Below are 23,382 nucleotides of genomic sequence, written 5' to 3'. Positions count from 1 at the left end.
TGAATCGCGCATAGGATTGATGCAGGGTCGGCTGGTGGGCGGTGGCCGGTGGGCAGTCCCCGTGCCGACGCTTGATGGATAGGGTGTCGCCCCCTGGGTGGTCAGAAGGAGCGGGGATGGCGCAGAGCACGATGCAGGGCTCGATGAACTGGACTCTCGGCCAGCTGCGGACCTTCGTCGCGGTGGCCGACCACGGCACGATGACCGCTGCCGCCCGAGTGCTCGGCTACACGCCCGGGGCGGTGAGCCAGCACATGAGTGCCCTGCGGCGGGTCGTGGGCACCGACCTCGTCGTGCAGTCCGGCCGCGGGCTCGCGCTCACCGAGACCGGGCAGCTTCTGCTCGGCCGGGCGCGCGCCGTGCTCGCCGCCGAGGAGCAGGCGGCCCAGGCGGTGCGCGGACGGGTGGAGGGCAGTCTCCACGGGGTGACGCTCGGGGTGTTCGGCTCCGCCTCGGTCGTGGCCTTCGGCCCGGCGGCCGCCAAGCTCTCCGGCTCCGGCATCAGCCTGCAGGCGCGCGAGGTCGACGTCGAGGTCATGCAGTCGGCCGTGCTCGAGGGCCGGATCGACGTGGGCATCGGGATCGACTACCCGTCCTCCCCGCTCGCCCCGCAGCGCGGACTCCTCATGCACACCATGCGCTCCGAGCGGTTCGGCGTCGTGGCCGCCGCCCACCTCCCCGACCCCACCGTGGAGGAGCTCGCCGCCGCGTCCTGGATCCTGCCGCGCAACGAGTCGACCTTCGGCCGCGCGATGCGCTTCGCGTGTGCGGAGCTCGGTTTCGCGCCGCGCGAATCCCACATCGTCGTCGACTCCGCGGTGGCGCTCGCGATGGTCGGCAGCGGCATGGGCTACACGCTCGCGACCCCGGTGATGATGTCGCTCGCGCCGAGCACCGCGCGGCTGGTCCCGGGGATCGCCGCCGGCGGCCGGCGGATCGTCATCATGGTGCACGAGCGGATGGCCGAGCAGCCGGCGATCGCCCACGTCGTCGACGTGCTCGGCGAGGTCTTCACCGAGCTCAGCCTCGCCGCCGACTGACCCGCCGCGCTCACCCGGCCCGAGGCGAGGGCAGGTTGGGCCTGGGTCGAGTGCGGCCTGGGTTGCCTGGGTTGAGGTCAACCCGAGGTGAGGGCGGCCTGGGTTGAGGGCGGGAAAGGGCGAGGGCAGGACGGGGCGCCGTGCGCAGCCGGCCCGCACGTCCCTCGGCGGTGTCCGCGGGAGTCCGTAGGATGGCGCCATGAGCTACACGCACAGGTGGGACGAGATGCGGGAGCGGGACCCGGAGCACTCCGCGCGCTACGTCCAGCGCTGGCGGGACCTCGCCGCCCAGGGGCTCGACCTCGACGGGGAGGCGCGGTTCGTCGACGCGCTCGCCGAGCGCGGCAGTCGGATCCTCGACGCCGGCTGCGGCACCGGCCGGGTGGGCGGATACCTCGCCGAGCGCGGTCACGAGGTCGTCGGCGTCGACCTCGACGACTACCTCATCGCCGAAGCGCAGGAGACCTATCCCGGCGCGGACTGGTACGTCGGGGACCTCGCCCGCTTCGATTTCGCCGCGCTCGACGAGGGGCGGGACATGCGGGACCTCGGTGCACATGCCTCCACCGACCTCCTCGGACGACCGGAGGCCGCCCCGGAGAGCGACCGGCCCGGCTTCGACGTCATCGTCTCCGCCGGCAACGTCATGACCTTCCTCGACCCGACCAGCCGCTCGGCGGTGATGGGCAACCTCGCCGGTGCGCTGCGCCCCGACGGCAGGCTCGTGTGCGGGTTCGGGGCCGGCCGCGGCTACGACTTCGACGACTTCGACGCCGACCTCGCCGCCGCCGGGCTCACGCTGGTCCAGCGCTTCTCGACATGGACGCTGCGCCCCTTCACCGACCCGGGCGACTTCCTCGTCGCGATCGCCACCCCCGGACGCTGAGCGGGTCGGAAGCCCGTCCGCACGAGCGGCCGCCGCGCCTGCGGGGCGGCTCCCGCGGCTCCTGCACCGCAGCCTGCAGCATCCCGAGCCGCAGTGCCCATCCCGGGGCGCCCGTCCCCCGGCTCCCAGCGCCCGGCCCACAGTGTCCGTCCCACGACGCCTCTCCCACTCCACGGAGGACCGCACGCCATGACCACCCGGCCCGGCAGCACCGCCGCCATCGAATCCGCCACCGGCCTGCCGTGGTCGGAGATCAGCGCCGCCCTCGATGCCGCCGGCGGTGCGGACACCGATCACGCCGGGCTCGCCGCGGCCGCCCACACGCTGTTCCGGGGGAAGGTCGACAACGCCGGCTGGTGGGCGCAGAGCGCCGCCGTCGCCTTTGAGCAGCAGATCGGCCGCCGCCTCCCGGGCCAGGTGAGCGACGGCACCTTCCAGGTCAGCGTGTCGAAGACACTGCCCGGCGACCCCGCACAGGTGCTCGCCGCCGTCGAAACCCTCATGGCCGGCCGCACCGGGCTGGGTGGGGTCGACTTCGCGGAGGAGCCCACCACCTCGGGCACGGAGAAGTGGCAGTACTGGCGGGCGAAGCTCGCCGACGGCACCCGCGTGACCGCGACGATCGGCGCCACGGCCCCGACCCGCGATCGGAAGCAGGCCGAGGGCGCAGCGGGCGAATCCGGCCGGGAGGCTGTCCGCAGTGCGGATGTGCGGAGCACTGCGGCCTTCCAGATCAGCAGACTGGGCAGCGCAGGCGCCGTCGAGGAATGGCGGGCCTGGTTCAAGGACCTGCTGAAGGAGCTGCGATGAGCGCACAGCCGAAGTACACCCACGGGTACGCGGAGTCGGTGATCCGTTCCCACTCGTGGCGCACCGCGCAGCGCTGCGCACCGGACCTGCTCGCACGCCTCGAGCCCGGGATGCGGATCCTCGACATCGGCTCCGGCGCCGGCACGATCACCTGCGACCTCGCCGGGCACGTGGCGCACGTGACCGCGGTGGAGCGGGCCGAGGAGAGCGCCGCCCTCACCCGTGCGGAGGCGCAGCGGCGCGGCGTCGACATGATCGACGTCGTCGTCGCCGACTGCCATGAGCTGCCCTTCGAGGACGCCTTCTTCGATGCCGTCCACATCCACCAGGTGCTCCAGCACGTCGCGGATCCGGTGACCGCACTCGCCGAGGCGATCCGCGTGGTCCGCCCGGGCGGCACCGTGTCCGTCACGGAATCCGACTACGCCGGCTTCCGCTGGCACCCCGAGTCCCCGGAGATCAGCCGCTGGCTCGAGCTCTACCGGGAGACGGCCCGGCGCAACGGCGGCGAGCCCGATGCCGGGGTGTTCCTCCGCGCCTGGACGAACGCCGCGGCCCCGCGGGTGCTCGGCCACGGGCCGGCCGCGGTCGACTACCTGTCCCGGCCGTGGGTGTTCGCGAACCCGGAGGACTGCGGCTGGTGGTCGCAGACCTGGGCCGACCGCGTCTCACGCACCGCGCTCGCCGAGGACATCGTGGCCTACGGGTTCGCCTCCCAGGAGGAGCTCGAGCGGATCGCCGACGGCTGGCGCACCTGGGGCGAGGGCCCCGACGCCTGGTTCACCGTCGCCCACAGCGTCGCCCTCATCACCCGTTAGGGCGACCGCGCCCGCCACCCGGGGACCCGCGCCCTCACCTGGCCGCTCACTCGCGCGCCCTCACTGTCGAACTGCGGAGTATCCAGAGCGCGACGCGCAATTGCGCGCCTGCTTTCGGATACTCCGCAGTTCGGTCAGCCGCGCCTCACCGCCCGCGCCCCCCACGCCCCCGCGCCCCGGGCGCATCTCACACGATGAGGTTCCAGGAGCCCGTCGCGATCGCCGCGCCCACGGCGGTCGCGGCCATGAGCAGTGCCCCGGCGAGGAGCCCGAGGTCGCGCGCGGCGAAGCGCGAGGTCCTGGCCCAGGTGCGGCCCGGGGCCCCGAACGCGCGCCCCTCCATCGCCATCGCCAGGCGGGTGCCGCGACGGATCGCCTGGACCAGGAGGGCGAACATCACCGGGAAGAACGCGCCCAGGTGGGACAGCGGCCCGGAACCGCCGACCCCGCGCGCCCGCCGCGCCATCCGCAGCACCTGCCACTCCGCGATCCACAGGGAGACGAGCCGCCCGGCCGCGAGCGCCGCGAGCGCGAAGCGCTCCGACACGCGAAGCTTCTGGATGAGCCCGTCGGCCAGATCCGTGGGGTCGATCGTGGCGAGGAGCACGACCGCCGGCAGCGCGAGCGCCATGGTGCGCAGGCCGATCGCCGCCCCGGCCGTGAGCGAGTCCGCGGTGAGGAGCACCGGACCGAGGTCGACGACGGTCGCCCCGGTCTTCTCCGCCAACAGCGCAGTGCTCCAGCCGCCGGTGAGCGCGATGATCGGGAGGAACCACGTCCGGCCCACGACGGTGCGCCACGGCAGGCCGGCGAGCGGCAGGAGCGCGAGCTCGAGCAGGAGGAGCACCCCAGCGGACACGACGTCGACGCTGAGCAGGACGGCGAACATGAGGATGAACCCGGCCGCGAGCTTGGTCACCGGGTTGCAGCGCACGAGCGGCGTGGCCCGGGGCACGCGTGTGCTCATGCCGCGCCCACCGCCGTGCGCGCCCCGACGGGGTGCTCGTGCGCCCCGAGCGCTGCGATGAACGGCTCGTCGTGGGACACGAGGAGGATCCCGGTCCCGCGGTCGAGCTCCGCGGTGAGCAGCAGGCGCAGCCCCTCCCAGGTCGCGGCATCCTGCCCGAACGTCGGCTCATCGAGGACGAGCAGGGGTGGGGAGCAGGCGAGCATGCACGCTACGGACAGCCGCCGCTTCTCCCCACCGGACAGGGTGTGGGGGTGGGCGCGGGCGAGGTGCGCGAGGCGCAGCACGCCGAGCAGCTCCTCGACCCGGTCCCGGATCCGCGCCTCGGGGAGCCTGGCCCGGTGGAGTCCGAAGGCGAGCTCGGAGGCGACCGAGTCGGTGAGGAACTGGTGCTCGGGCTCCTGGAACACCGAGCCGATGCGGGTGACGAGCTCGCGCGAGCGCCACGCGGCCGGTTCCCTGCGGCGGGGGACCGGCCGGTGGGTGCGGAGCAGCGCGTCGGTCGCCCAGACCGCGCCGGCCGCCGGGCGCAGCAGCCCGCCGAGGGTGAGCGCGGTCGTCGACTTCCCCGCTCCGTTCGGCCCGACGAGCGCGGTCGCCGTGCCGGCGCAGAGCGTGAGGTCGATGCCGCCTGCGACGGGTTCCCGCCGGCCGGGACGGGTGACGGCCAGGTCGCGGGCGGTGAGCAGCGCCTCCCCTCCGGCGGCGGGCCGTCGTGCCGGTGGCGGGGGAGTGCCGGGGATGCGGACGCCTGCGGTGCGCAGCAGGTCGCGGAGCCCGGGGTCGGTGAGGAGGTCCGGGGTGCCATCGGCGACGATCCGCGACCGGTCGAGGACGACGACGCGGTCGACGTGATCGCACCACAGGTCCACGCGATGGTCGACGACGAGGAGGGTGGCCCCGGTGACCGCCTGCGCGCGGAGCGCGGCATCGCGCAGCACCGGGGCCGAGGCGGGGTCGATGTTCGCCGTCGGCTCGTCGAGTGCGATGAGCCCCGGTTCCATCGCGAGCACCCCGGCGAGCGCGAGGCGCTGCTTCTGCCCGCCGGACAGGGTGCGGGTGAGCCGGGCCCGCGCCTCGGCAACGGTCCCTCCGCCCGGACCGAGGCCGACGGTGCGCAGCGCGGCGTCGACGCGCGGCCAGATGTCCGCGGGGTCGACCCCGAGGTTCTCCATCCCGAAGGCCGCGTCGTCCCCGGCCCGGGCGAGGATCACCTGGGATTCGGGGTCCTGGAGGACGAGCCCGGAGCGGCCGCGCGCCGGATCGGGGCGACGGCCGTCGACGAGCAGCTCCCCGGTGTGGTGCCCGGAGTCGGCCGGCAGCACCCCGGTGAGCGCGTGGAGGAGCGTCGACTTCCCCGAGCCCGAGGCGCCGACGAGGAGCACCCGCTGACCGGCGGGCACGGCGAGGTCGATGTCGGCGAGCGCGGGCGCCTTCCGGCCGGCGTGCCGCCAGCCGTAGCCGCGGGCGGTGATGACCGCAGGCCCCCGGGAGGTGCTCACTGCCGGGGCCGGGCGGCCGGTGGTGCGCATCGGCCGGCTCACACCTCGGCGGCGGTGCGGCCGGAGGCGAGCGGGGCGAGCACCCCGGTGCGGCGCAGCGCCCGGACAGCCAGCAGGGTGCCGCCCCCGGCGAGCACGAGCCCGGAGACGCCGGCCGCGGCGAGGTAGACGAGCTGCCAGGCCGGCTGCCATTCGGTGTTGTACATGAGGTTCTCGCCGAGGCCCAGGAACAGTCCGGCCCCGAGTCCGGAGAGCAGGGTGACGACCGGTCCGAAGCGGCGGTAGAGCAGGAGGAGGACGACGAGCTCGGCGCCGAGGCCCTGGAGCGCGCCGGAGATGAGGACCTGCATGCCCCACTGGGTGCCGAGCACGGCGGACACGGCGGCGGCGAGGATCTCGCAGTAGAGTGCGGCGCCGGGCCGGCGGATGATCATCGCGCCGAGCGGACCGGCGAGCACCCACACGCCGGTGAGCAGGCCCGCGGCGGGCGGGAAGGCGAGGAACGGCAGCGAGAGCGTCGACCAGGCCGTCGACCACACCCAGAACACGACGCCCACCGCGACGCCGAGCACCGAGGCGACGACGATGTCGACGACCCGCCAGCGCAGACGGCTCGGCGGTGCGGGGTCCGGTTCAGGGGTGGGCGAATGCGCGTCTGCGTTCGAGGCCGGGGACGGAGCCGTGTCCGCGGGAGCAGTGTCCGCGGGAGCAGTCTCCGCGGGAACCCGGTCCGCGGGTTCGGGGAATGACGATGAAGGTGCCATGGTGGATCCTCCTGTGAATGGCAGGAGGGGATGAAGAGACTCGACTTCCTCCGGCGGTATGAACCGCGTCAGGTTCGAGGGTCTGCGATGCTCGCACTCTCAGCGCCCTGGTGGCGCTCCCCTGTCGTGAGGACGAGCATAGCGCAGGGACGCAGCACCCGCAGTCCGTGCGCGGACCCATGGACGAGAAAGCCCATGCACGAGTGGACCCATGGACGCGTGGACGAGAGGACCCGTGGACGAACTGCGCGGTATCCGGAACCTGACGCGCAATTGCGCGCTCGATTTCGGATACCGCGCAGTTCGACGGGGCGGGCTGCGCACGAGGGCGCCGGGACCCTTGTGCCAGGCCATCAGCCGACGGACCAATAGCCCTCAGGACCTCACGACCTCAGGCCGCCAGGCCACCAGGCCACCGGGCCATCAGTCAACAGGCCACCAGACCTTCAGACCCCGGCGCCTCAGAGCCTCAGGGCAGGATGCCGAGGTGGGCCAGGGCGGCGCGCACGATGTGCTCCTGGCCGTGGCACATCTCTGCGACGACGTCCTCGCGGATCGCCTCGGCCGGGGTCAGCCAGTCGAGGCTGAGCGCATCGCGGCGCGGGGAGCACTCGCCCTGCACCGGCAGGATGTAGCACAGGGCGACCGCGTGCTGGCGCGGGTCCTGATAGGGCGAGGGCCCCATCTGCGTGGGGAAGTACTCCGCGACGTGGAACGGGGTCAGCGCCGGGGGGATCTGCGGCAGCGCGAGCGGGCCGAGGTCCTTCTCCACATGGCGCACGAGCGCCGAGCGGAGCGGCTCGTGGTAGCGCACCCGGCCGCCGACGATCTCCCGGCCCAGCGAGCCGTCGTCCTCGAGCGTGCGCAGCAGCAGGCCCACCTTCGTCACCTGACCGTGGTCGCCGAGCTGCACCGGCACCGCGTTGACATAGGTGATCGGCATGCGGCGGCGGATGCTCGCGAGCTCGTCCGGTTCGAGCCAGTTGTCGTCGTAGTCGAGTGCGGTGCGCGTCATGGTTTCATGCTGTCACACGCGACCGCCGCGGGGAAGGAAGGCGGTTCCCCTGGGCCCCGGCGGGGTTGCCGAGTCGCCCGCGCACCAAGTATCTTGATATCGAGATACATTGTTGCCCGGAGCACACCCGCCTGCACCCAGGGCATAGAGTGGAAGGGACGGCCGCTCGCCGAACACCCGCGCCCGCCCTGTCCGCGGTCGACGTCGACACGAGGAGAATCTCCATGATCAATCACGAAGTCCGGACCTACAAGAGCTCCGAGGACCTGCCGCGCGAAGAGCAGCTGGCCTGGAAGATCGCCGAGGTCGCCTCTGACCCGGTCGCGGTCGACGCAGACGTCACCGACATGGTCATCAACCGCATCATCGACAACGCCTCCGTCGCGGCCGCCTCGGTTCGGCGCGGTGCCCCCACCCACGCGCGCGAGCAGGCGCAGACTCACCCGACGAAGCCCGGTGCCCCGGTCTTCGGCCTGCAGCTGAGCGAGCGCGTTTCACCGGAGTGGGCCGCATGGGCCAACGGCGTGGCCGTGCGCGAGCTCGACTTCCACGACACCTTCCTCGCCAAGGAGTACTCGCACCCCGGCGACAACATCCCGCCGATCCTCGCCGTCGCCCAGCACGCGGGCATCGGCGGCAAGGACCTCATCAACGGCATCGCCACCGGCTACGAGATCCAGGTCGACCTCGCCAAGGGCATCTGCCTCCACGAGCACAAGATCGACCACGTCGCGCACCTCGGCCCGTCCGCCGCGGCCGGCATCGGCGCGCTCCTCCACCTGCCCACCGAGGTGACCTTCCAGGCCATCCAGCAGGCGCTCCACGTCACCACCGCCACCCGCCAGTCCCGCAAGGGCGAGATCTCGACCTGGAAGGCCCACGCCCCAGCGTTCGCCGGCAAGATGGCCGTCGAGGCCGTCGACCGGGCGATGCGCGGCGAAGGCGCCCCGAGCCCGATCTACGAGGGCGAGGACGGCTTCATCGCCTGGATCCTGTCCGGGCCCGAGGCCCGCTACACCGTGCCGCTGCCGGGCCGGGGCGAGGCCAAGCGCGCGATCCTCGACACCTACACCAAGGAGCACTCCGCGGAGTACCAGGCGCAGGCGCTCATCGACCTCGCCCGCCGGATGGGAGCGCAGATCGAGGACAAGTCGAAGATCCGCAAGATCACCATCCACACCTCGCACCACACCCACAACGTCATCGGCACCGGGGCGAACGACCCGCAGAAGATGGACCCGAAGGCCTCGCGCGAGACCCTCGACCACTCGATCATGTACATCTTCGCCGTCGCGATGGAGGACCAGGGCTGGCACCACGAGAAGTCCTACGCCCCCGAGCGCGCCGGCCGCCCGGAGACCGTCGAGCTGTGGCGCAAGATCGTCACCACCGAGGATCCCGAGTGGACCCGCCGCTACCACTCGACCGACCCGGACGAGATCGCCTTCGGCGGTCGTGTGGTCGTCGAGATGGAGGACGGCTCCGTGATCGAGGACCAGATCGCCGTCGCCGACGCCCACCCGCACGGTGCGCGTCCGTTCGCCCGGGCGAACTACGTCGAGAAGTTCCGCACCCTGGCCGACGGCATCGTGTCCGACGTCGAGCAGGACCGGTTCCTCGACCTCGCCCAGAACCTCGAGAACCTCGGCGCCGACGACGTCGCGCAGCTGAGCTTCGCGGTCGACGGCCTCGAGCACACCGGATCGAAGGGAATCTTCTGAGATGCTCGGAGCCACCACCACACCCGCCGACCGGCGCAGGCGGTTCCGCGAACTGCTCGCCGGCAGTGAGATCGTCCAGTTCCCGGGTGCGATCAACCCGATCAACGCCCAGATCATCGAGCAGATCGGCTTCGAGGGCATCTACATCTCCGGCGGCGCGTTCTCCGCGGCGCAGGGGCTGCCCGACATCGGCCTGACCACGCTCACCGAGGTCGCCGACCACGGCCGGGCGATCTCCCGGGTGACGAACCTGCCGACGTTCATCGACGCGGACACCGGCTGGGGCGAGGCGATGAACGTCGCGCGCACCGTGCAGGAGTTCGAGGACGCCGGCCTGGCCGGCATGCACCTCGAGGACCAGGTCAACCCCAAGCGGTGCGGCCACCTCGACGGCAAGGAGGTCGTGGGCACCGCGGAGATGGTCAAGCGGATCTCCGCGGCCGTCAAGGGTCGGCGGGATGAGAACTTCGTCATCTGCGCCCGCACCGACTCCCGCGCCGGCGAGGGCCTCGACGCCGCGATCGACCGGGCCAAGGCCTACATCGATGCCGGGGCGGACATGATCTTCCCCGAGGCGATGCGCGACCTCGGCGAGTTCGAGACCTTCGCGCAGGCCGTCGACGTGCCGATCCTGGCGAACATGACCGAGTTCGGCAAGAGCGAGCTGTTCACCACCGAGCAGCTCGCCGACACCGGCGTGCGCCTGGTGATCTACCCGGTCACCACGCTGCGCCTGGCGATGGGCGCGATCAAGTCCGGACTGCAGACGATCCGCGACACCGGCACCCAGGTGACGCTGCTCGACGGCATGCAGACCCGGGCCGACCTCTACGAAACCATCGACTACGCGGCGTACAACGACTTCGACGCCGCCGTCTTCAACTTCTCTCAGGAGGGTCACCAGTGACCGATCAGGACATCAAGAAGGGCCTCGCCGGCGTCGTCGTCGACACGACGAAGGTCTCCAAGGTCGTGCAGGAGACCAACTCGCTGACCTACCGCGGCTACCCCGTGCAGGAGCTCGCCGCGAACTGCTCGTTCGAGGAGGTCGCGTACCTCATCTGGCACGGCGAGCTGCCGACGCCCGAGCAGCTCGCGGAGTTCACCGCCCGGGAGCGCGGCCAGCGCGCGATCGACCAGAAGCTCATCGATCTCATCCTCTCCCTGCCCACCGACTGCCACCCGATGCACGTCGTGCAGACCGCGGCGGCCTACCTCGGCGCCGTGGACCCGGAGGCCGATGTCGAGGGGCCGGAGGCGAACCTCGCCAAGGCCGAGCGGATGTACGCCCAGCTGCCGACGATCGTCGCCGTCGACCACCGCCGTCGCCACGGCCTCGACCCGGTCGCACCGACCGAGGACCTCGGCTACGCGGCCAACTTCTTCAAGATGGTCTTCGACGAGGTGCCGGCCGAGGAGGTCGTGCGCTGCTTCGACGTGTCGATGATCCTCTACGCCGAGCACTCCTTCAACGCCTCGACGTTCACCGCCCGCGTCATCACCTCGACGACCTCGGACATGTACTCCGCGGTCGCCGGTGCGATCGGCGCCCTCAAGGGACCGCTGCACGGCGGTGCCAACGAGGCCGTCATGGCGATGCTCGAGGAGGTCGGCACCGCCGACAATGCCTCGGCGTGGATCGACAAGGCGCTCGAGAACAAAGAGAAGATCATGGGTTTCGGCCACCGCGTCTACAAGAACGGCGACTCGCGCGTGCCCACCATGCGCAAGGCCTTCGAGGACATGGTCGAGGCCAAGGGCGCGACCGATCTCCTCGACCTGTACAACGCCTTCGAGGAGGACTTCGTCGGGCGCAAGGGGATCTACCCGAACCTCGACTACCCGTCGGGCCCGGCCTACCACCTCATGGGCTTCGACACCCCGCAGTTCACGCCGATCTTCGTCATGGCCCGCATCACCGGCTGGACGGCGCACATCATGGAGCAACAGGCCTCCAATGCGCTGATCCGCCCGCTGTCGGCCTACGACGGCGAGGAGCAGCGCTCGGTCCCGACGAAGTCGGACTGAGCAGCGTGAACGATCACGCACTGGTCGAGGGTTTCGATCTCACCGTCTCCGGTGGGGTCGGGACCCTCGTCCTGTCCCGCCCGGCCAAGCGCAATGCGCTCTCGCGCGAGATGTGGCTGGCGCTGCCGGACATCATGGCCGCGATCGACGCCGACCCCGGGATCGAGGTGCTCATCCTCACCGGGGCCGGCGGGCACTTCTCCGCCGGGTCCGACATCGGGGATCTCGATGTGCCTCTGGCGGACTTCTGGGCGGCAAACGCCGAGGCCGAGGAGGCGCTCGCCGCCGTGGATGTCCCGACGATCGCCGCGATCGAGGGCAACTGCGTGGGCGGCGGCACCGAGCTCGCCGCGGCCTGCGACGTCCGGATCGCGGCACCCGGAACGATCTACGGGGTCACCGCCGCGAAGCTCGGACTCGTCTACCCGCCCGGACCCACTCGGCGGCTCGCCGGGATCATCGGGGATGCCTGGGCGACGTACTTCCTGCTCACGGCGGAGATCATCGATTTCGACCAGGCGCTCAACCTCGGGTTCATCCATCGGGTGAGCGACACCCCGCTCGATACGGCACGGGAGATGGCGGCGACGATCGCCGGCCGCTCCGCGCTGAGCCAGACCGGGGCCAAGCGGATCCTGCGCGGCGAGGACCCGGATCCCGCAGCCGGCGGATGGCTGGCCGAGGCGTATGCGAGCGAGATCGTCCGCGGACAGGAGGGCTTCTTCGCCAAGCAGCCCCCCGAGTTCACCTTCGCCCGCCACGACTGGCGCTCCTGAAGCCGGGATCCCGCAAGACCATTCCGGACGTCAATTTTCGAAGGTTCCTGAGAGCGGATCCGCCAGAGTTCGCAAGGTCAGATCGCCGTGAGGGGCGCGTGCGCGGTGCGTACCGCACTGCATCGCTGCAGACTCGCCGAACTGCGCGGTATCCGAATTCCGACGCGCAATTGCGCGCCTCGATTCGGATACTCCGCAGTTCGGCGCAGCTTCGGCCGGGCGCAGCTTCGGTCTGGCGACCCGCGCCTCGGCGACCTGTGCCTCGGTGTCCCGCTCCCCATTGACCATCCGTAGACTGAGCCCATGATGCGACGCCCTCCGACCGAGGCCCGCCGCCGCGGGACGAGCGTCGGCCTTATCCTCGCGTTCTACGGCATCGCCGCCGCGCTCACGCTCATTGCCGCCGCGATCACCTTCGCCGCGCTCAGCGCGCGGGAAGTGGGCGCCGTCGAAACCACCGGCACGATCACCGCGAGCGAGGAGCGCCGGGTGCACGACAGCGTCGGCCCGCCGCGCACCGTGCATCGACCGACCATCGAGTTCACCGACGAGTCCGGCACCCGTCACACGATCCGCGGGGATGACCAGGGTCGGCCGGCGACCGTGGGGGACCCTGCCATCGTCCACTACCACCCCGACGATCCCGCCGACGCATGGCATGCGGACAAGCGCAACGAGATCGTAATCCCGTTCATCATCCTCCTCTTCACCGCCGGGTTCGTCATCGCCGGCCTTGTCCACCTCCTCAAGGAGCTCCTCCGGCGCAGCCGCTGAACCCGGATGCTCCGAACTGCGCGGTATCCGAAAGCCGACGCTCAATTGCGCGCCTCGATTCGGATACTCCGCAGTACGAGCACGAGGCGCGCCCATGCCCCCCGTCCCGCCCGCGCTCCCGCCCCCGCTCCCGCTCCCGCTCCCGACCGCATGCCAGTCCGCGGTCCGCGTCCCCGCACCCTGCCAGTAGACTGACCTCGTGCGCCTCGCAGTCCTCGACATCGGATCCAACAGCGTCCACCTCCTCGTGGTCGACGCCCGGGTGGGAGCCCCACCCCTGCCCGCGACCTCCCACAAGGAGGTCCTCCGCCTCGCCGAGCACCTCAAGGACGACGGCTCGATCTCCGGCTACGGCCAGAACCGACTCGTCGAGTTCTGCCGCGAGGCGATCACCGTCGCCGAGGAGCAGGGCTCCGAGCAGATCCTCGCCTTCGCCACCTCGGCGATCCGCGGCGCCCCCAACGGCGAGGAGACGATCGCCCGGATCCGCGAGGAGTCGGGGATCACCCTCAACGTCATGAGCGGCGAGGAGGAGGCACGCATCACCTTCCTCGCCGTCCGCCGCTGGTTCGGCTGGTCGGCCGGCAGCATCCAGCTCCTCGACATCGGCGGCGGCTCCCTCGAGATCGCCGCCGGCATGGACGAGTACCCCGACGCAGCGCTGTCCGTGCCGCTGGGCGCCGGCCGCATGCACTCGCGCTTCCTGTCCGCAGACACTCCGAGCGCTGACGACATCGACGCCCTGCGCCGGCACGCCCGCCACACGATCGGCCGCGTGGCCGGCGAGATCAACCGGGTGGGCCGGCCGGAGAAGGTCGTCGGCTCCTCGAAGACGTTCCGCTCGCTCGCCCGGATCGGCGGGGCGGCGGCGAGCAGCGAGGGCATCTACGCGCCGCGGATGCTGCGCCGCGCGGACCTGCCCGACATCATCGAGGCGCTCGCGAGCCGCAGCCCCAAGGAGCGGGCCGAGCTGCCGGGCGTCTCCCTGGCCCGCGGCGGCCAGGTGCTCGCCGGGGCGATCGTCGCCGAGGCGGCATTCACGATCTTCGGGATCGAGGAGATGCACATCTCGCCGTGGGCGCTGCGCGAGGGCATCATCATGCGCAAGCTCGATCTGCTCGACACCTCGGAGGAGATCTCGCTCCCGGGCGTCCCCGCGACCGAGGTCCTCACCGACTGAACCCGACCGTCGCCGAGGCGCGGGCGCGGTCCGCATCACGGAGTCGCCCGCGTGCCCCGGCGGGCGGGACCGGGCGCTGACGACTGCCTGCACCCCCGTGCTCCGCCCGAGCCCTGCGCCGGCCGGTCCGGGGGCTAGACTCGGTGCCGTGAGTGCGAAGAAGCGATCCCCCCGCAAGGTGCTGACCAAGAAGAACTCGGCGCGCGCCGACTCGCGCCAGCACCGTGAGCAGCTCGCGCGGAACCCGGTCTACGAGCACGACCGCACCCACGTCTCCGACCACCCGATCCGGGTGGGCCTCTCGACCTCCTCCGTCTACCCGATGACGGTGACCGAGGTGTTCGGCACCGCCCAGCGCCTGGGCTACGACGGCGTCGAGGTGATGATCACGAACAACGCCGAGACCCAGGACGTCGACCTCATGCGCGGCCTCACCGCGCAGACCGGGCTGCCGGTGATGTCGCTCCACGCCCCCACCCTGCTCTTCATGCCGCGCGTCCTCGACAAGGACCACTGGGTCAAGCTGCGCCGGACCTGCGAGATGGCGAAGGAGGTGGGCGCGCGCTCCGTCGTCGTCCACCCGCCGTTCCGCTGGCAGGGCGAGTACGCCAAGGGGTTCGTGCCCGGCGTGCGGGAGCTGTCGAAGGAGACCGGGATGATCCTCGCGGTGGAGAACATGTACCCGTGGCGCGCCGGCGTGCGCGAGGTGCTCGTCTACTACCCGGACTGGAATCCGCTCGACGAGGACTACGACGCGATGACCTTCGACTTCTCCCACGCCGCGACGGCCGGGATGAACGCGCTCGAGACCGTCGCCGGCATCATCGACCGCCTCGCCCACGTCCACCTCACCGACGGCGCCGGCTCCCTCAAGGACGAGCACCTGGTGCCCGGCCGCGGCACGATGCCCGTCGCGGAGACCCTCCAGCACCTCGCCAAGCACAACTGGTCCGGCGACGTCATCGTCGAGGTCAACACCCGGTTCGCCCGCAAGAAGTCCACGCGCGAGGAGATGCTCGCCGAATCCCTCGCGTTCGCCCGCAAGCACCTGGGACTCGATGCCGCTCAGGCGCGAGCCGAGTCGGGGGGATCGGCCGTGACCGCAGACGAGGAGAACGCATGACCATCGCATTCATCGGCACCGGATCCATGGGCGGGGCGCTGCTCGCCGGCGTGCTCCGCGGGGACACCGATCCGGCATCGATCATCGCCACCACGCAGTCCCGCGAGTCCGCCCGGCGGCTCCACGACGAGCTCGGGGTGCGGACCACCGCGGTCGAGGACGACGCGGAGGCCAACCGCGGTGCGGCGGCCGAGGCCGACTACGTGTTCCTCGGGGTCAAGCCCTGGCTCATGGCCGACACGCTCGCCGAGATCACCGACGCCCTGCGCCCGGGCACGATCCTCGTGTCCATGGCCGCCGGGGTGTCGCTCGCGCAGCTCGCCGAGGGGTCCGGCGGCGCGCCGGTCATCCGGGTCATGCCGAACACGCCGAGCGGGATCGGCCACGGGGTCATCGCGCTCGCCGCCACCGCAGACGTCCCGGAGGACGCCGTGACCGAGGTGTCGGAACTGCTCGCCGGGGCCGGTGACGTCGTGCCGATGACCGAGGACGAGCTGCAGACGATGATCGGGCTGTCCGGTTCCGGCGTGGCGTACTTCTTCCTCCTCGCCGAGGAGCTCGTCGCGGCCGGCATCGCCCAGGGGATGAGCCCGGACATGGCGCGGCGGATCGTCGTCGGCACCGCCAGCGGGGCCGGCCGCCTGCTCGAGGACACCCCGGATCCCCGGAAGCTGCGCACCGCGGTGACGAGCAAGGGCGGCACCACGCACGCCGCGATCACCTCGTTCGCCGCCGACGACTTCTCAGCGATCGTCGAGCGCGCCGCCCGCGCTGCCTCCGCCCGGGCCCGGGAGATGGAATCCGGCGACTGATCGCACGGCTGCGGCCGCGGCGCCGGTAACCCATCCACCTGACGCGTGTGCTCGAACCCTCCGTCGACCTGCCATGTGTGCTCGCCGGAGGGCTCGATCATCGAGCGCATGTGCCAGGTCGATGATGCACAGGTGGCTGGTCGGCGTACCGGAGCATGACCTGTTCCAGGGCACCTCACACCGGGACTGCACGCAGTTCGAGGGCCTCCCGGATCTCCCGGCAGAACCGCGCCGCCGAGGTGCGCCGCGTGATCCGGATGACGATCCATTCGTGCCGGACGAGCGCGCCGTAGCGCTCGATGTCACGATCCCACTGCGATTCGTCGAGCCGGTGCTGGGGGCCTTCGTACTCGATCGCGATCCGCGGACCGACATATGCCATGTCCGGGTGGATCGCGGTGGGGAGACTCGGCAGCCGCACTGCGGGTGCCACCTCGGGCTCGGGCAGCCCCGCAGCGACGATCGCGAGCCGTGTCCGCGTCTCTCCCGGAGACCGGACACCGGCGCGCGCTCTCGTCAGGGCCTCGAGCGCAGTGCGCCGGCCCCGGTAGTGGACACGTCCGGTGAGGAGGTCGCGGAGTTCCTCCGCAGTGAGATCCGGGGTGTCCTGCCAGGTGCCGAGCAGCGCGTCGAAGACTGCGATGAGATCGCCGATGCGCAGGTGTCCGGCGAGTTCGTGGATCACCAGATCCCCGCGGTTGATCCGCACGCCGCAGTGCCCGCGCGGGTCCAGATGCCGGCTCGCGTGCCCGACGACCCCGGGTCGGCGGACGGGGCGGGTGCCGAAGGGGACCGTGACGTGGAGAAGCGCATCGGCCCGATAGGGGGTCGGGAGACCGAGGAGGAGCGCTGCAGTCGTGTGGGATCCCACGGCGTCCGGGCGAACGGTCTGCAGGGCGGCGAGCCGCTGCTGCACCTCGATCCATGTCGGATCCGCCCACCGGGGAGCGATGACGACGCGGGTGCGGCCGGCATCCTCGTAGACCCCGCGGTGGATGCGCGTGGCGCCGCGTGAGCGCGTCGGCTGATAGCGGGACAGGCCGTGCTCGGCGCGGTCGGCGGAGCAGAACAGTGCCGGCAGTTCGATGCGCTTCGGTGAGGCGGACATGGCGTTCATGCTGTGCGGATCGAACCCGTGGCGCACGGGGCGCGGCCGAGGTGTGGACAGCGACCGACGATCCACAGCCTGGCTCTCGCACCGGTCACCCCGGTATCCACAGCCGACACTCGCATCGGTCGGCCGACGTGCGCCCCGAGTCTCAGACCACCAGGTGCGTCATCGACCTGCCGCTTCTGCTCGAACCGGTCATCGATCTGTCAGCAATGCTCGATTCCCGGGCCGATTGTCGTGCACAACTGGCAGGTCGATGGGATCGTCGTGCACAAGTGGCAGGTCGACGGGGAAGAGGGGACGTGTGCTCGAGGGATTCGGTTCCTGGGGCGCTTCAGCCCTCAGGGGCGGCCGGCGAAGCGGCCGAGGAGCTCGACGTGCCCGGCGACGATGAGCACGTCCTGGCTGCCCACCCGGCTCGAGGGCTCGGCATAGGTGAAGTCGCGGCCGGGGCTCTTGATGCCCACCACGGTGACGCCGTACGTGTCGCGGATCCCCGCCTCGGCCAGGGTGAACCCCTGGACCTCCTTGGGCGGGCGCATCTTGACGACGGCGAAGTGCCCGTCGTCGAACTCGATGAAGTCGAGCATCCGGGACGACACGAGGTGCGCCACGCGGGCGCCCGCCTCGGACTCCGGGTAGAGGACGTGCTCGGCGCCGATCCGTCGCAGGATCTTGCCGTGCGAGTTCGACATCGCCTTCGCCCACACCTGGTCGATCCCGAGGTCGACGAGGTTCGCGGTGGTGAGCACGCTCGCCTCGATCGAGGTGCCGATCCCCACGACCGCGGTGCTGAACTCCCCGGCGCCGATCTGCCGCAGCGCCTCGATGTTCGTCGAATCGGCCTCGACGACGTGGGTGAGGCGGCCCGACCACTCCTGCACGGCCTCGGGGTTCTTCTCGATCGCCATGACCTCGCGGCCGAGCTTCATGAGGTTCTCCGCCGTCGCTCCGCCGAACCGTCCGAGCCCGATGACGAGGATCGAGGCGCTCGACTCGATCGCTGACGCGCGGTCGGCGCGGGACTTCCTAGCCAATGATCGGCCTCTCTTCCGGATAGCGGAACAACCGGCGCGTGTTCTGCTGCGACAGCGCTGCGGCAAGCGTAATCGTACCGAGCCGCCCGAGGAACATGAGCACGCTGAGCACGTAGAGGCCGGAGTCCGGTGCCTCGGCGGTGACCCCCGAGCTCAGGCCGCACGTGCCGAAGGCGGAGATCACCTCGAACAGCACGAGGTCGAGCGGCATCCGGGTGAAGTGGAGCATCGCGAGGGTGCCGGCGAACACGAGCGCGCTGCCGGCGAGCGTCACCGAGATCGCGACCTTGATGACCGGCGGGTCGATCCGGCGATGGAACGCGGTGACCTCCTGGAGGCCGCGGGCCTCGGACAGCGCGGCGAGGGCGAGCACCGCGAGCGTGGTGACCTTGATGCCCCCGGCCGTCGACGAGGAGCCGCCGCCGATGAACATGAGCACGTCGAGGAGCAGATGGCTCGTCTGATTCATGTCCGCGATCTCCATCGTCGCGAACCCGCCCGAGCGCGGCATGACCGCCATGAAGAGTACCTCGAGGGCGGTGTGGCCCGGGCCCTCGGCGCCGAGGGTACGGGGGTTCGAGGCCTCGAAGAAGAGGAGCATGACGAAGCCGATGAACACGAGGATCGCCGAGGTCGCGAGCGTGAGCTTGGTGTGGAGGTCCCACGACCGCGGCCGGTTCCACGCGATGGTGATCATGAGGACGACGGGGAAGCCGAGCGAGCCAACGAACACCGAGACCATGATCACCGAGAGGAACCACGGGTCGTTCGTGAAGTGCTCCATCCCGCCGGGGTGGACGGTGAAGCCGGCGTTGTTGAACGAGGAGATCGCGTAGAACACCGAGTGCCAGATCGCGGTGCCGATCGACTCGCCCTTGCCGAGGAACGACGGCAGGAGGAGGCCGGCGACGATGACCTCGGCGATGAGGATCGTCGAGACCACGGTGCGCAGCAGGGTGCCGACCTGGCCGATCTGGAAGGTGTTCGTCGCCTGGGCGGCGATGAGGCGCTGCCGCACCCCGAGCTTCTTCGACACGGCCATGCCGAGCACCGAGGCGAGGGTGAGGATGCCGAGGCCGCCCACCTGGATGGCCGCGGTGATGACGCCGATGCCGAAATCCGACCAGTATTCCTCGGTCACCACGGGGGAGAGGCCGGTGACGCAGACCGCCGAGACCGCGACGAACAGGCTGACGGCGAAGCTGAAGTCCTCGGGGTTCCGATGGGCGACCGGCAGGCAGAGGAGCGCGGTGAAGATCGCGATCGCCCCGAGGAACGACACCATCGCCAGGCGCGCGGGCGAGGCGTCGGCGACCTCGTCGATGAAGTCGCGGAGGCGCCGGCCGGGGGAGAGCACCCGGTCGCGGAACGGGGAGGCCGGCCGGCGACCGTTCACGGGGACAGTCCATTCATAGGGACAGTGTAGACAGTGCCGACGCCCACCAGGAGCGATGGCGCTCCGGGTGGGCGTCGGCGGTTCGTGCGGACGGTCAACGGGCACGTGTCCGCCCGGCGGTCACCTCCCGATCACTGCGGGCGGTGGGGGAGTGCGGTCTCCTCGAACACGCGCTCGGCCATCGGGGCCATGTCGGCCTCGCCGCTCTCCCACCACTCGTCCATCTCCTCGAATGAGCCGCCGTCCTCGAAGCCGAGCTCCTCGACCGCGCCGCTCCAGGTCTCGATCGACTCGCTGACCCGGGCGTCGATGTCCTCGCCGAGGATGCCGCCGTCCACGACCTCCTGGCGCTGCCGGGCGTTCTCCTCCTTGATGAGCTCCTCGGTCGCCGGGTCGAAGACCGCGATCTCACCGCCGGCCTCCTTGGCCTGGCGCACGCTCTCCGCATTGCCGTCGGCCGTGATCCCGACGAAGCCGGAGTACGAGGTGGCCGCCGCGTCGAAGATGATCTGCTGGTAGGCCAGCGGGAGGTTCGCGAAGCTCGACCCGGCGAGCTCGGCGCCGACCGCGCGCGAGGACATGCTCGCCTCGTCCGTGCTGTAGGAGATGTTCGGGGCGACCTCGAGGATCCCCGATTCCGCCGAGGGGAGCAGCTGTGCGAAGGTGCAGTCCACGGTGCCGCGTTGGAGCGCCTCGAAGACCTCGACGTATTCCATCGACACCGGCGAGGCGCCGAGGGCGTTGGCGACGCCGTGATGCGAGGTGCTCGCGACGCGGATCTGCCGGCCCTTCCAGTCGTCGGGCTGCGAGCCCGGTTCGGCGCACACGGCGTAGTAGCCGCCCGAGGACACGATCGGGGTCAGGGGAGTGACGCCCTGCGCCTCGTACTCCTCGAGCAGCGATTCCGAGCTCCAGCCGATGTCCGCCGAGACCGCGGTCATCACCATCTCACCGGTCATCGGCGAGATCGGCACGCCGGAGAAGGACTTCGCCGCGGCGTCGAACGACGGGTAGTCGCTCGGGTTGTAGATCGGCAGATCGTAGGCGAGGTCGAGGCGGCCGTCGGCCAGCGCATCGTCGACCTCCGCGTACCCGGCGATGGCCTGGCCCCAGATGATCTCGATCTCGATCTTGCCGCCCGAGCGCTCCTCGATGTACTCCTTGTACCCGAGCGCGGCCGGAGCCATCACCGAGTTCTGCGAAGCTGCCGGCGGCTGGTACTTGAGCGTCACCGGTTCGAGGTCGGCGATCGCGGCGTCGACCTCCTCCTGCGAGGCGCCGTACTCGAATCCCTCGCCCCCGCCGGAGCCTGCGCCTCCGCCGCTGCCGGCGGAGCCCGCGCAGCCGCTGAGAACGAGTGCGCTCGAGGAGGCGAGTGCGAGGAGAGGAAGGGTTCTGGTCTTCATGCGTGAGGACACCTTTGTCGTCGGAGTGGATCGGGTGGATCAGGGGGTGACTGAAGACTACTAAACATTCGGTTGGGTTTGAAGACGGAGCGACGGCATGGACTTCCTGCCCGCTCCGGCAGCGGCATCGCACCGCGGTGCCCGGGTGCCGCCCCGGTTCCGGGGAGCGCCCGCGTCGGCCGGACCGACGCCCCGCATCACCCCCGTCCCACCTCTCCCGCACCCCCGAACCGACACCGGCCACTGCCCCGAACCCACACCGGCCACCACTGTGAACCGACACCGGCCGCCACCCGGTACCGACAGTGACCCGGCTCGCATTCGGCGCTACAGTGGGGGAATGAGCAGGCGCGAGACCGACGTTTTCGTCATCTGGGACGACTCCTTCACGGAGTACAATTTCGGGCCCGAGCACCCGATGAACCCGCTGCGCCTCGACCTCACGGCCAAGCTCGCCACCGATTTCAGACTCTTCGACAACGCCCGCGTCCACATCTCCGGCGTCCCCGAGGTCGACGAGCCCACCCTGCTCCGCCTCCACTCGCAGGAGTTCGTCGACGCGGTCAAGGACGCGGAGCGCTCGAGCTCGATCGACGAGGCGACCGCGCAGAAGTACGGCGTCGGCACCGAGGACGTGCCCCGCTTCGAGAAGATCCACGAGGCCTCCGGCCGCATCTTCCAGGGCAGCGTCGAAGCCGCTCGCGCGATCACCGGCGGGAACTACGAGCGCGCAGTGAACTTCTGCGGCGGCATGCACCATGCGATGCCGGGCCGCGCCGCCGGCTTCTGCGTCTACAACGACCTCGCCGGCGCGATCGACCACTTCCTCGCCGAGGGCTATGAGCGCATCGCCTACCTCGACCTCGACGCCCACCATGGCGACGGGGTGGAGAACTTCTACTGGGACGACCCCCGCGTGTTGACGATCTCGCTCCACGAGAACGGCCGCTTCCTGTTCCCGGGCACCGGCTTCGCCAACGACATCGGCGGGCTCTCCGCCTCCGCCTCGGCGGTCAACGTCGCCCTGCCCCCGCGCACCGACGACGCCGACTGGCTGCGCGCGATCGACTCCGTCGTGCCCGCCGTGCTCCGCGAGTTCCGCCCGCAGGTGCTGATCTCCCAGCACGGCTGCGACGGTCACCGCCTCGACCCGCTCACCCACCTGCGGCTCAGCGTCGATGCGATGCGCCGCGCCGCCGAATGGGTGCGCGACCTCGCCGACGACTACGCCGAGGGCAGGTGGCTCGCGACCGGCGGCGGCGGGTACGCGCTCGTCGACGTCGTCCCGCGCGCCTGGGTCAACCTCGTCGCGATCGCCGCCGGGGCCGACATCGTCCCCTCGACCGCCCTGCCCGAGCGCTGGAAGGACTACGTCACCGCGATCGCCGGGGTCACCCCGCCGGAGGTCATGACCGACGGCCACGACGGGATGTTCGCCTCCTGGGCCGGGGGGTTCGACCCCGAGTCCGACCTCGACCGCACGGTGATGTCGACGCGGAAGAACATCTTCCCCTTCTACGGCCTCGACGCCTACTACGACTGACGCCCGCAGCCGAGCCGCCCCGCTGCTCCGCCGCACCCCGCCGCCGAGGCGCCCCTGTCCCACCGCTCGGGGCGCACCGAGCGCCCCGCCCGCCGCGTGGGGTGCGTCTCACCGGGACGGGGAACTTGGGGTTCTCCCCCGGGAAGCGATAGAATCGAGCGGTTCAGTTCAGCAGGTGCGCACTGCGTGTTCACCTGGATTTCGACTCCGTGAGGAAACACTGTGGGTTCTGTCATCAAGAAGCGTCGCAAGCGTATGGCCAAGAAGAAGCACCGCAAGCTTCTCCGCAAGACCCGCCACCAGCGCCGCAACAAGAAGTAAGCCGCTGGTCCGCGGTTTCGGGCCCCCGTCGGAGACGCCGGCGGGGCTTCGTACTGCCGTCCGGGCCCAGCGCCGTCGAGGGAGCAGAGCATGAGCGTCGAGCTGACGTTCCTCACCCGCCGGGACTGCCATCTGTGCGAGACGGCGCGGGAGAACGTGCAGACCGCGATCGCCTCCCGCGACGTCACGCTCACCGAGGTCGACGTCGACACCGACGCCGATCTCCGCGACAAGTACGGCTGGGACGTGCCGGTGGTCCTCCTCGACGGCCGGCAGCACAGCTTCTACCGCGTCGATCCGCAGCGGCTCGCCCGCGCGATCGACGCGCTCATCGCCCGCCGGCCATGACCAC

At 71.0% G+C, this 23,382-nt stretch carries 23 protein-coding genes and 1 riboswitch; of the genes, 15 read left to right on the top strand and 8 right to left on the bottom strand.

All coding sequences use genetic code 11. The features are described 5' to 3' along the window. The first annotated feature begins 116 nt into the window (after positions 1-116). From FDF13_RS00890 to FDF13_RS00875, 4 genes are all read left to right on the top strand, one after another. Complete coding sequence (locus FDF13_RS00890; protein WP_247618257.1) at positions 117-1,040, top strand: LysR family transcriptional regulator; 924 nt, start codon at positions 117-119, stop codon at positions 1,038-1,040. A gap of 199 nt (positions 1,041-1,239) precedes the next feature. After that, positions 1,240-1,926, top strand: coding sequence for a bifunctional 2-polyprenyl-6-hydroxyphenol methylase/3-demethylubiquinol 3-O-methyltransferase UbiG (locus FDF13_RS00885; protein ID WP_137318043.1), 687 nt, complete (start codon positions 1,240-1,242; stop codon positions 1,924-1,926). A 189-nt stretch (positions 1,927-2,115) separates the two neighbouring features. Further along, on the top strand, positions 2,116-2,736 hold the full coding sequence (locus FDF13_RS00880) for a hypothetical protein (RefSeq protein WP_137318042.1): 621 nt from the start codon (positions 2,116-2,118) through the stop codon (positions 2,734-2,736). Beyond that, the gene (locus FDF13_RS00875; protein ID WP_137318041.1) at positions 2,733-3,554 is read left to right on the top strand and encodes a class I SAM-dependent methyltransferase; all 822 of its coding nucleotides are present in this window, start codon (positions 2,733-2,735) and stop codon (positions 3,552-3,554) included. The genes FDF13_RS00880 and FDF13_RS00875 overlap by 4 nt, the downstream gene beginning before the upstream one ends. Before the next feature lie 187 nt (positions 3,555-3,741). Here FDF13_RS00875 and FDF13_RS00870 read toward each other — a convergent pair whose 3' ends face one another. The 4 genes from FDF13_RS00870 to FDF13_RS00855 form a co-directional block, all read right to left on the bottom strand. Next, a complete protein-coding gene (locus FDF13_RS00870) occupies positions 3,742-4,521 on the bottom strand; it encodes an energy-coupling factor transporter transmembrane protein EcfT (RefSeq protein ID WP_137318040.1) in 780 nt (259 codons plus the stop codon). Further along, positions 4,518-6,053 (bottom strand): ABC transporter ATP-binding protein, encoded by a 1,536-nt coding sequence (locus FDF13_RS00865; protein ID WP_137318039.1) that lies wholly within the window; start codon positions 6,051-6,053, stop codon positions 4,518-4,520. The genes FDF13_RS00870 and FDF13_RS00865 overlap by 4 nt, the downstream gene beginning before the upstream one ends. An 8-nt stretch (positions 6,054-6,061) precedes the next feature. After that, a complete protein-coding gene (locus tag FDF13_RS00860) occupies positions 6,062-6,787 on the bottom strand; it encodes an ECF transporter S component (RefSeq protein ID WP_137318038.1) in 726 nt (241 codons plus the stop codon). 28 nt (positions 6,788-6,815) lie between these two features. Then, positions 6,816-6,920: riboswitch (TPP riboswitch) on the bottom strand. A 336-nt stretch (positions 6,921-7,256) separates the two neighbouring features. Next, positions 7,257-7,802, bottom strand: a complete 546-nt coding sequence (locus tag FDF13_RS00855; protein WP_137318037.1) for a DUF4916 domain-containing protein — start codon at positions 7,800-7,802, stop codon at positions 7,257-7,259. A 224-nt stretch (positions 7,803-8,026) separates the two neighbouring features. On the opposite strand from FDF13_RS00855, the gene FDF13_RS00850 reads away from it, so the two are divergent. The 8 genes from FDF13_RS00850 to proC all read left to right on the top strand — a co-directional run bounded on the left by FDF13_RS00850 (position 8,027) and on the right by proC (position 16,216). Further along, on the top strand, positions 8,027-9,523 hold the full coding sequence (locus tag FDF13_RS00850) for an MmgE/PrpD family protein (protein ID WP_137318036.1): 1,497 nt from the start codon (positions 8,027-8,029) through the stop codon (positions 9,521-9,523). A gap of 1 nt (position 9,524) precedes the next feature. Continuing rightward, on the top strand, positions 9,525-10,430 hold the full coding sequence (gene prpB / locus FDF13_RS00845; protein WP_137318035.1) for a methylisocitrate lyase: 906 nt from the start codon (positions 9,525-9,527) through the stop codon (positions 10,428-10,430). Further along, the gene (locus FDF13_RS00840) at positions 10,427-11,551 is read left to right on the top strand and encodes a bifunctional 2-methylcitrate synthase/citrate synthase (protein ID WP_137318034.1); all 1,125 of its coding nucleotides are present in this window, start codon (positions 10,427-10,429) and stop codon (positions 11,549-11,551) included. The genes prpB and FDF13_RS00840 overlap by 4 nt, the downstream gene beginning before the upstream one ends. A gap of 5 nt (positions 11,552-11,556) precedes the next feature. Next, positions 11,557-12,327 (top strand): enoyl-CoA hydratase/isomerase family protein, encoded by a 771-nt coding sequence (locus FDF13_RS00835; protein ID WP_247618266.1) that lies wholly within the window; start codon positions 11,557-11,559, stop codon positions 12,325-12,327. 303 nt (positions 12,328-12,630) lie between these two features. Then, entirely contained in the window at positions 12,631-13,101 is a 471-nt protein-coding gene (locus FDF13_RS00830) for a DUF3592 domain-containing protein (protein ID WP_137318033.1), read from the top strand. Between the two features lie 199 nt (positions 13,102-13,300). Further along, on the top strand, positions 13,301-14,281 hold the full coding sequence (locus FDF13_RS00825) for a Ppx/GppA phosphatase family protein (RefSeq protein WP_137318032.1): 981 nt from the start codon (positions 13,301-13,303) through the stop codon (positions 14,279-14,281). A gap of 148 nt (positions 14,282-14,429) precedes the next feature. After that, entirely contained in the window at positions 14,430-15,404 is a 975-nt protein-coding gene (locus FDF13_RS00820) for a sugar phosphate isomerase/epimerase (RefSeq protein WP_137318031.1), read from the top strand. Then, a complete protein-coding gene (proC, locus tag FDF13_RS00815; protein ID WP_137318030.1) occupies positions 15,401-16,216 on the top strand; it encodes a pyrroline-5-carboxylate reductase in 816 nt (271 codons plus the stop codon). Before FDF13_RS00820 ends, proC begins: the two co-directional genes overlap by 4 nt. A 175-nt stretch (positions 16,217-16,391) precedes the next feature. Here the strand turns inward: proC and FDF13_RS00810 are convergent, their stop codons facing one another. The 4 genes from FDF13_RS00810 to dctP form a co-directional block, all read right to left on the bottom strand. Continuing rightward, a complete protein-coding gene (locus FDF13_RS00810) occupies positions 16,392-17,324 on the bottom strand; it encodes a hypothetical protein (RefSeq protein ID WP_137318029.1) in 933 nt (310 codons plus the stop codon). A gap of 344 nt (positions 17,325-17,668) precedes the next feature. Then, positions 17,669-18,364, bottom strand: a complete 696-nt coding sequence (locus tag FDF13_RS00805) for a TrkA family potassium uptake protein (RefSeq protein WP_175406789.1) — start codon at positions 18,362-18,364, stop codon at positions 17,669-17,671. Continuing rightward, positions 18,357-19,760, bottom strand: coding sequence for a TrkH family potassium uptake protein (locus FDF13_RS00800; protein WP_254668845.1), 1,404 nt, complete (start codon positions 19,758-19,760; stop codon positions 18,357-18,359). The genes FDF13_RS00805 and FDF13_RS00800 overlap by 8 nt, the downstream gene beginning before the upstream one ends. A gap of 131 nt (positions 19,761-19,891) precedes the next feature. Further along, the gene (gene dctP / locus FDF13_RS00795; protein ID WP_137318028.1) at positions 19,892-21,166 is read right to left on the bottom strand and encodes a TRAP transporter substrate-binding protein DctP; all 1,275 of its coding nucleotides are present in this window, start codon (positions 21,164-21,166) and stop codon (positions 19,892-19,894) included. 340 nt (positions 21,167-21,506) lie between these two features. On the opposite strand from dctP, the gene FDF13_RS00790 reads away from it, so the two are divergent. The 3 genes from FDF13_RS00790 (at position 21,507) to FDF13_RS00780 (ending at position 23,378) form a co-directional block, all read left to right on the top strand. Further along, positions 21,507-22,709: an acetoin utilization protein AcuC gene (locus tag FDF13_RS00790; RefSeq protein WP_137318027.1), complete on the top strand. Its 1,203-nt coding sequence runs from the start codon at positions 21,507-21,509 to the stop codon at positions 22,707-22,709. 222 nt (positions 22,710-22,931) lie between these two features. After that, positions 22,932-23,030 carry an AURKAIP1/COX24 domain-containing protein gene (locus FDF13_RS00785; RefSeq protein ID WP_003792170.1) on the top strand — a complete coding sequence of 33 codons (99 nt, stop codon included), beginning with the start codon at positions 22,932-22,934 and terminating at the stop codon, positions 23,028-23,030. A 90-nt stretch (positions 23,031-23,120) separates the two neighbouring features. Next, a complete protein-coding gene (locus FDF13_RS00780) occupies positions 23,121-23,378 on the top strand; it encodes a glutaredoxin family protein (protein ID WP_137318026.1) in 258 nt (85 codons plus the stop codon). Positions 23,379-23,382: the final 4 nt, after the last annotated feature.

Origin of the sequence: Brevibacterium sp. CS2 (genome assembly GCF_005280295.1) — a bacterium.
Classification (GTDB): Bacteria; Actinomycetota; Actinomycetes; order Actinomycetales; family Brevibacteriaceae; genus Brevibacterium; species Brevibacterium pityocampae.
The sequence above is the reverse complement of the archived record's forward strand: the minus strand, read 5'-3'. Positions and strand labels throughout refer to the sequence as shown.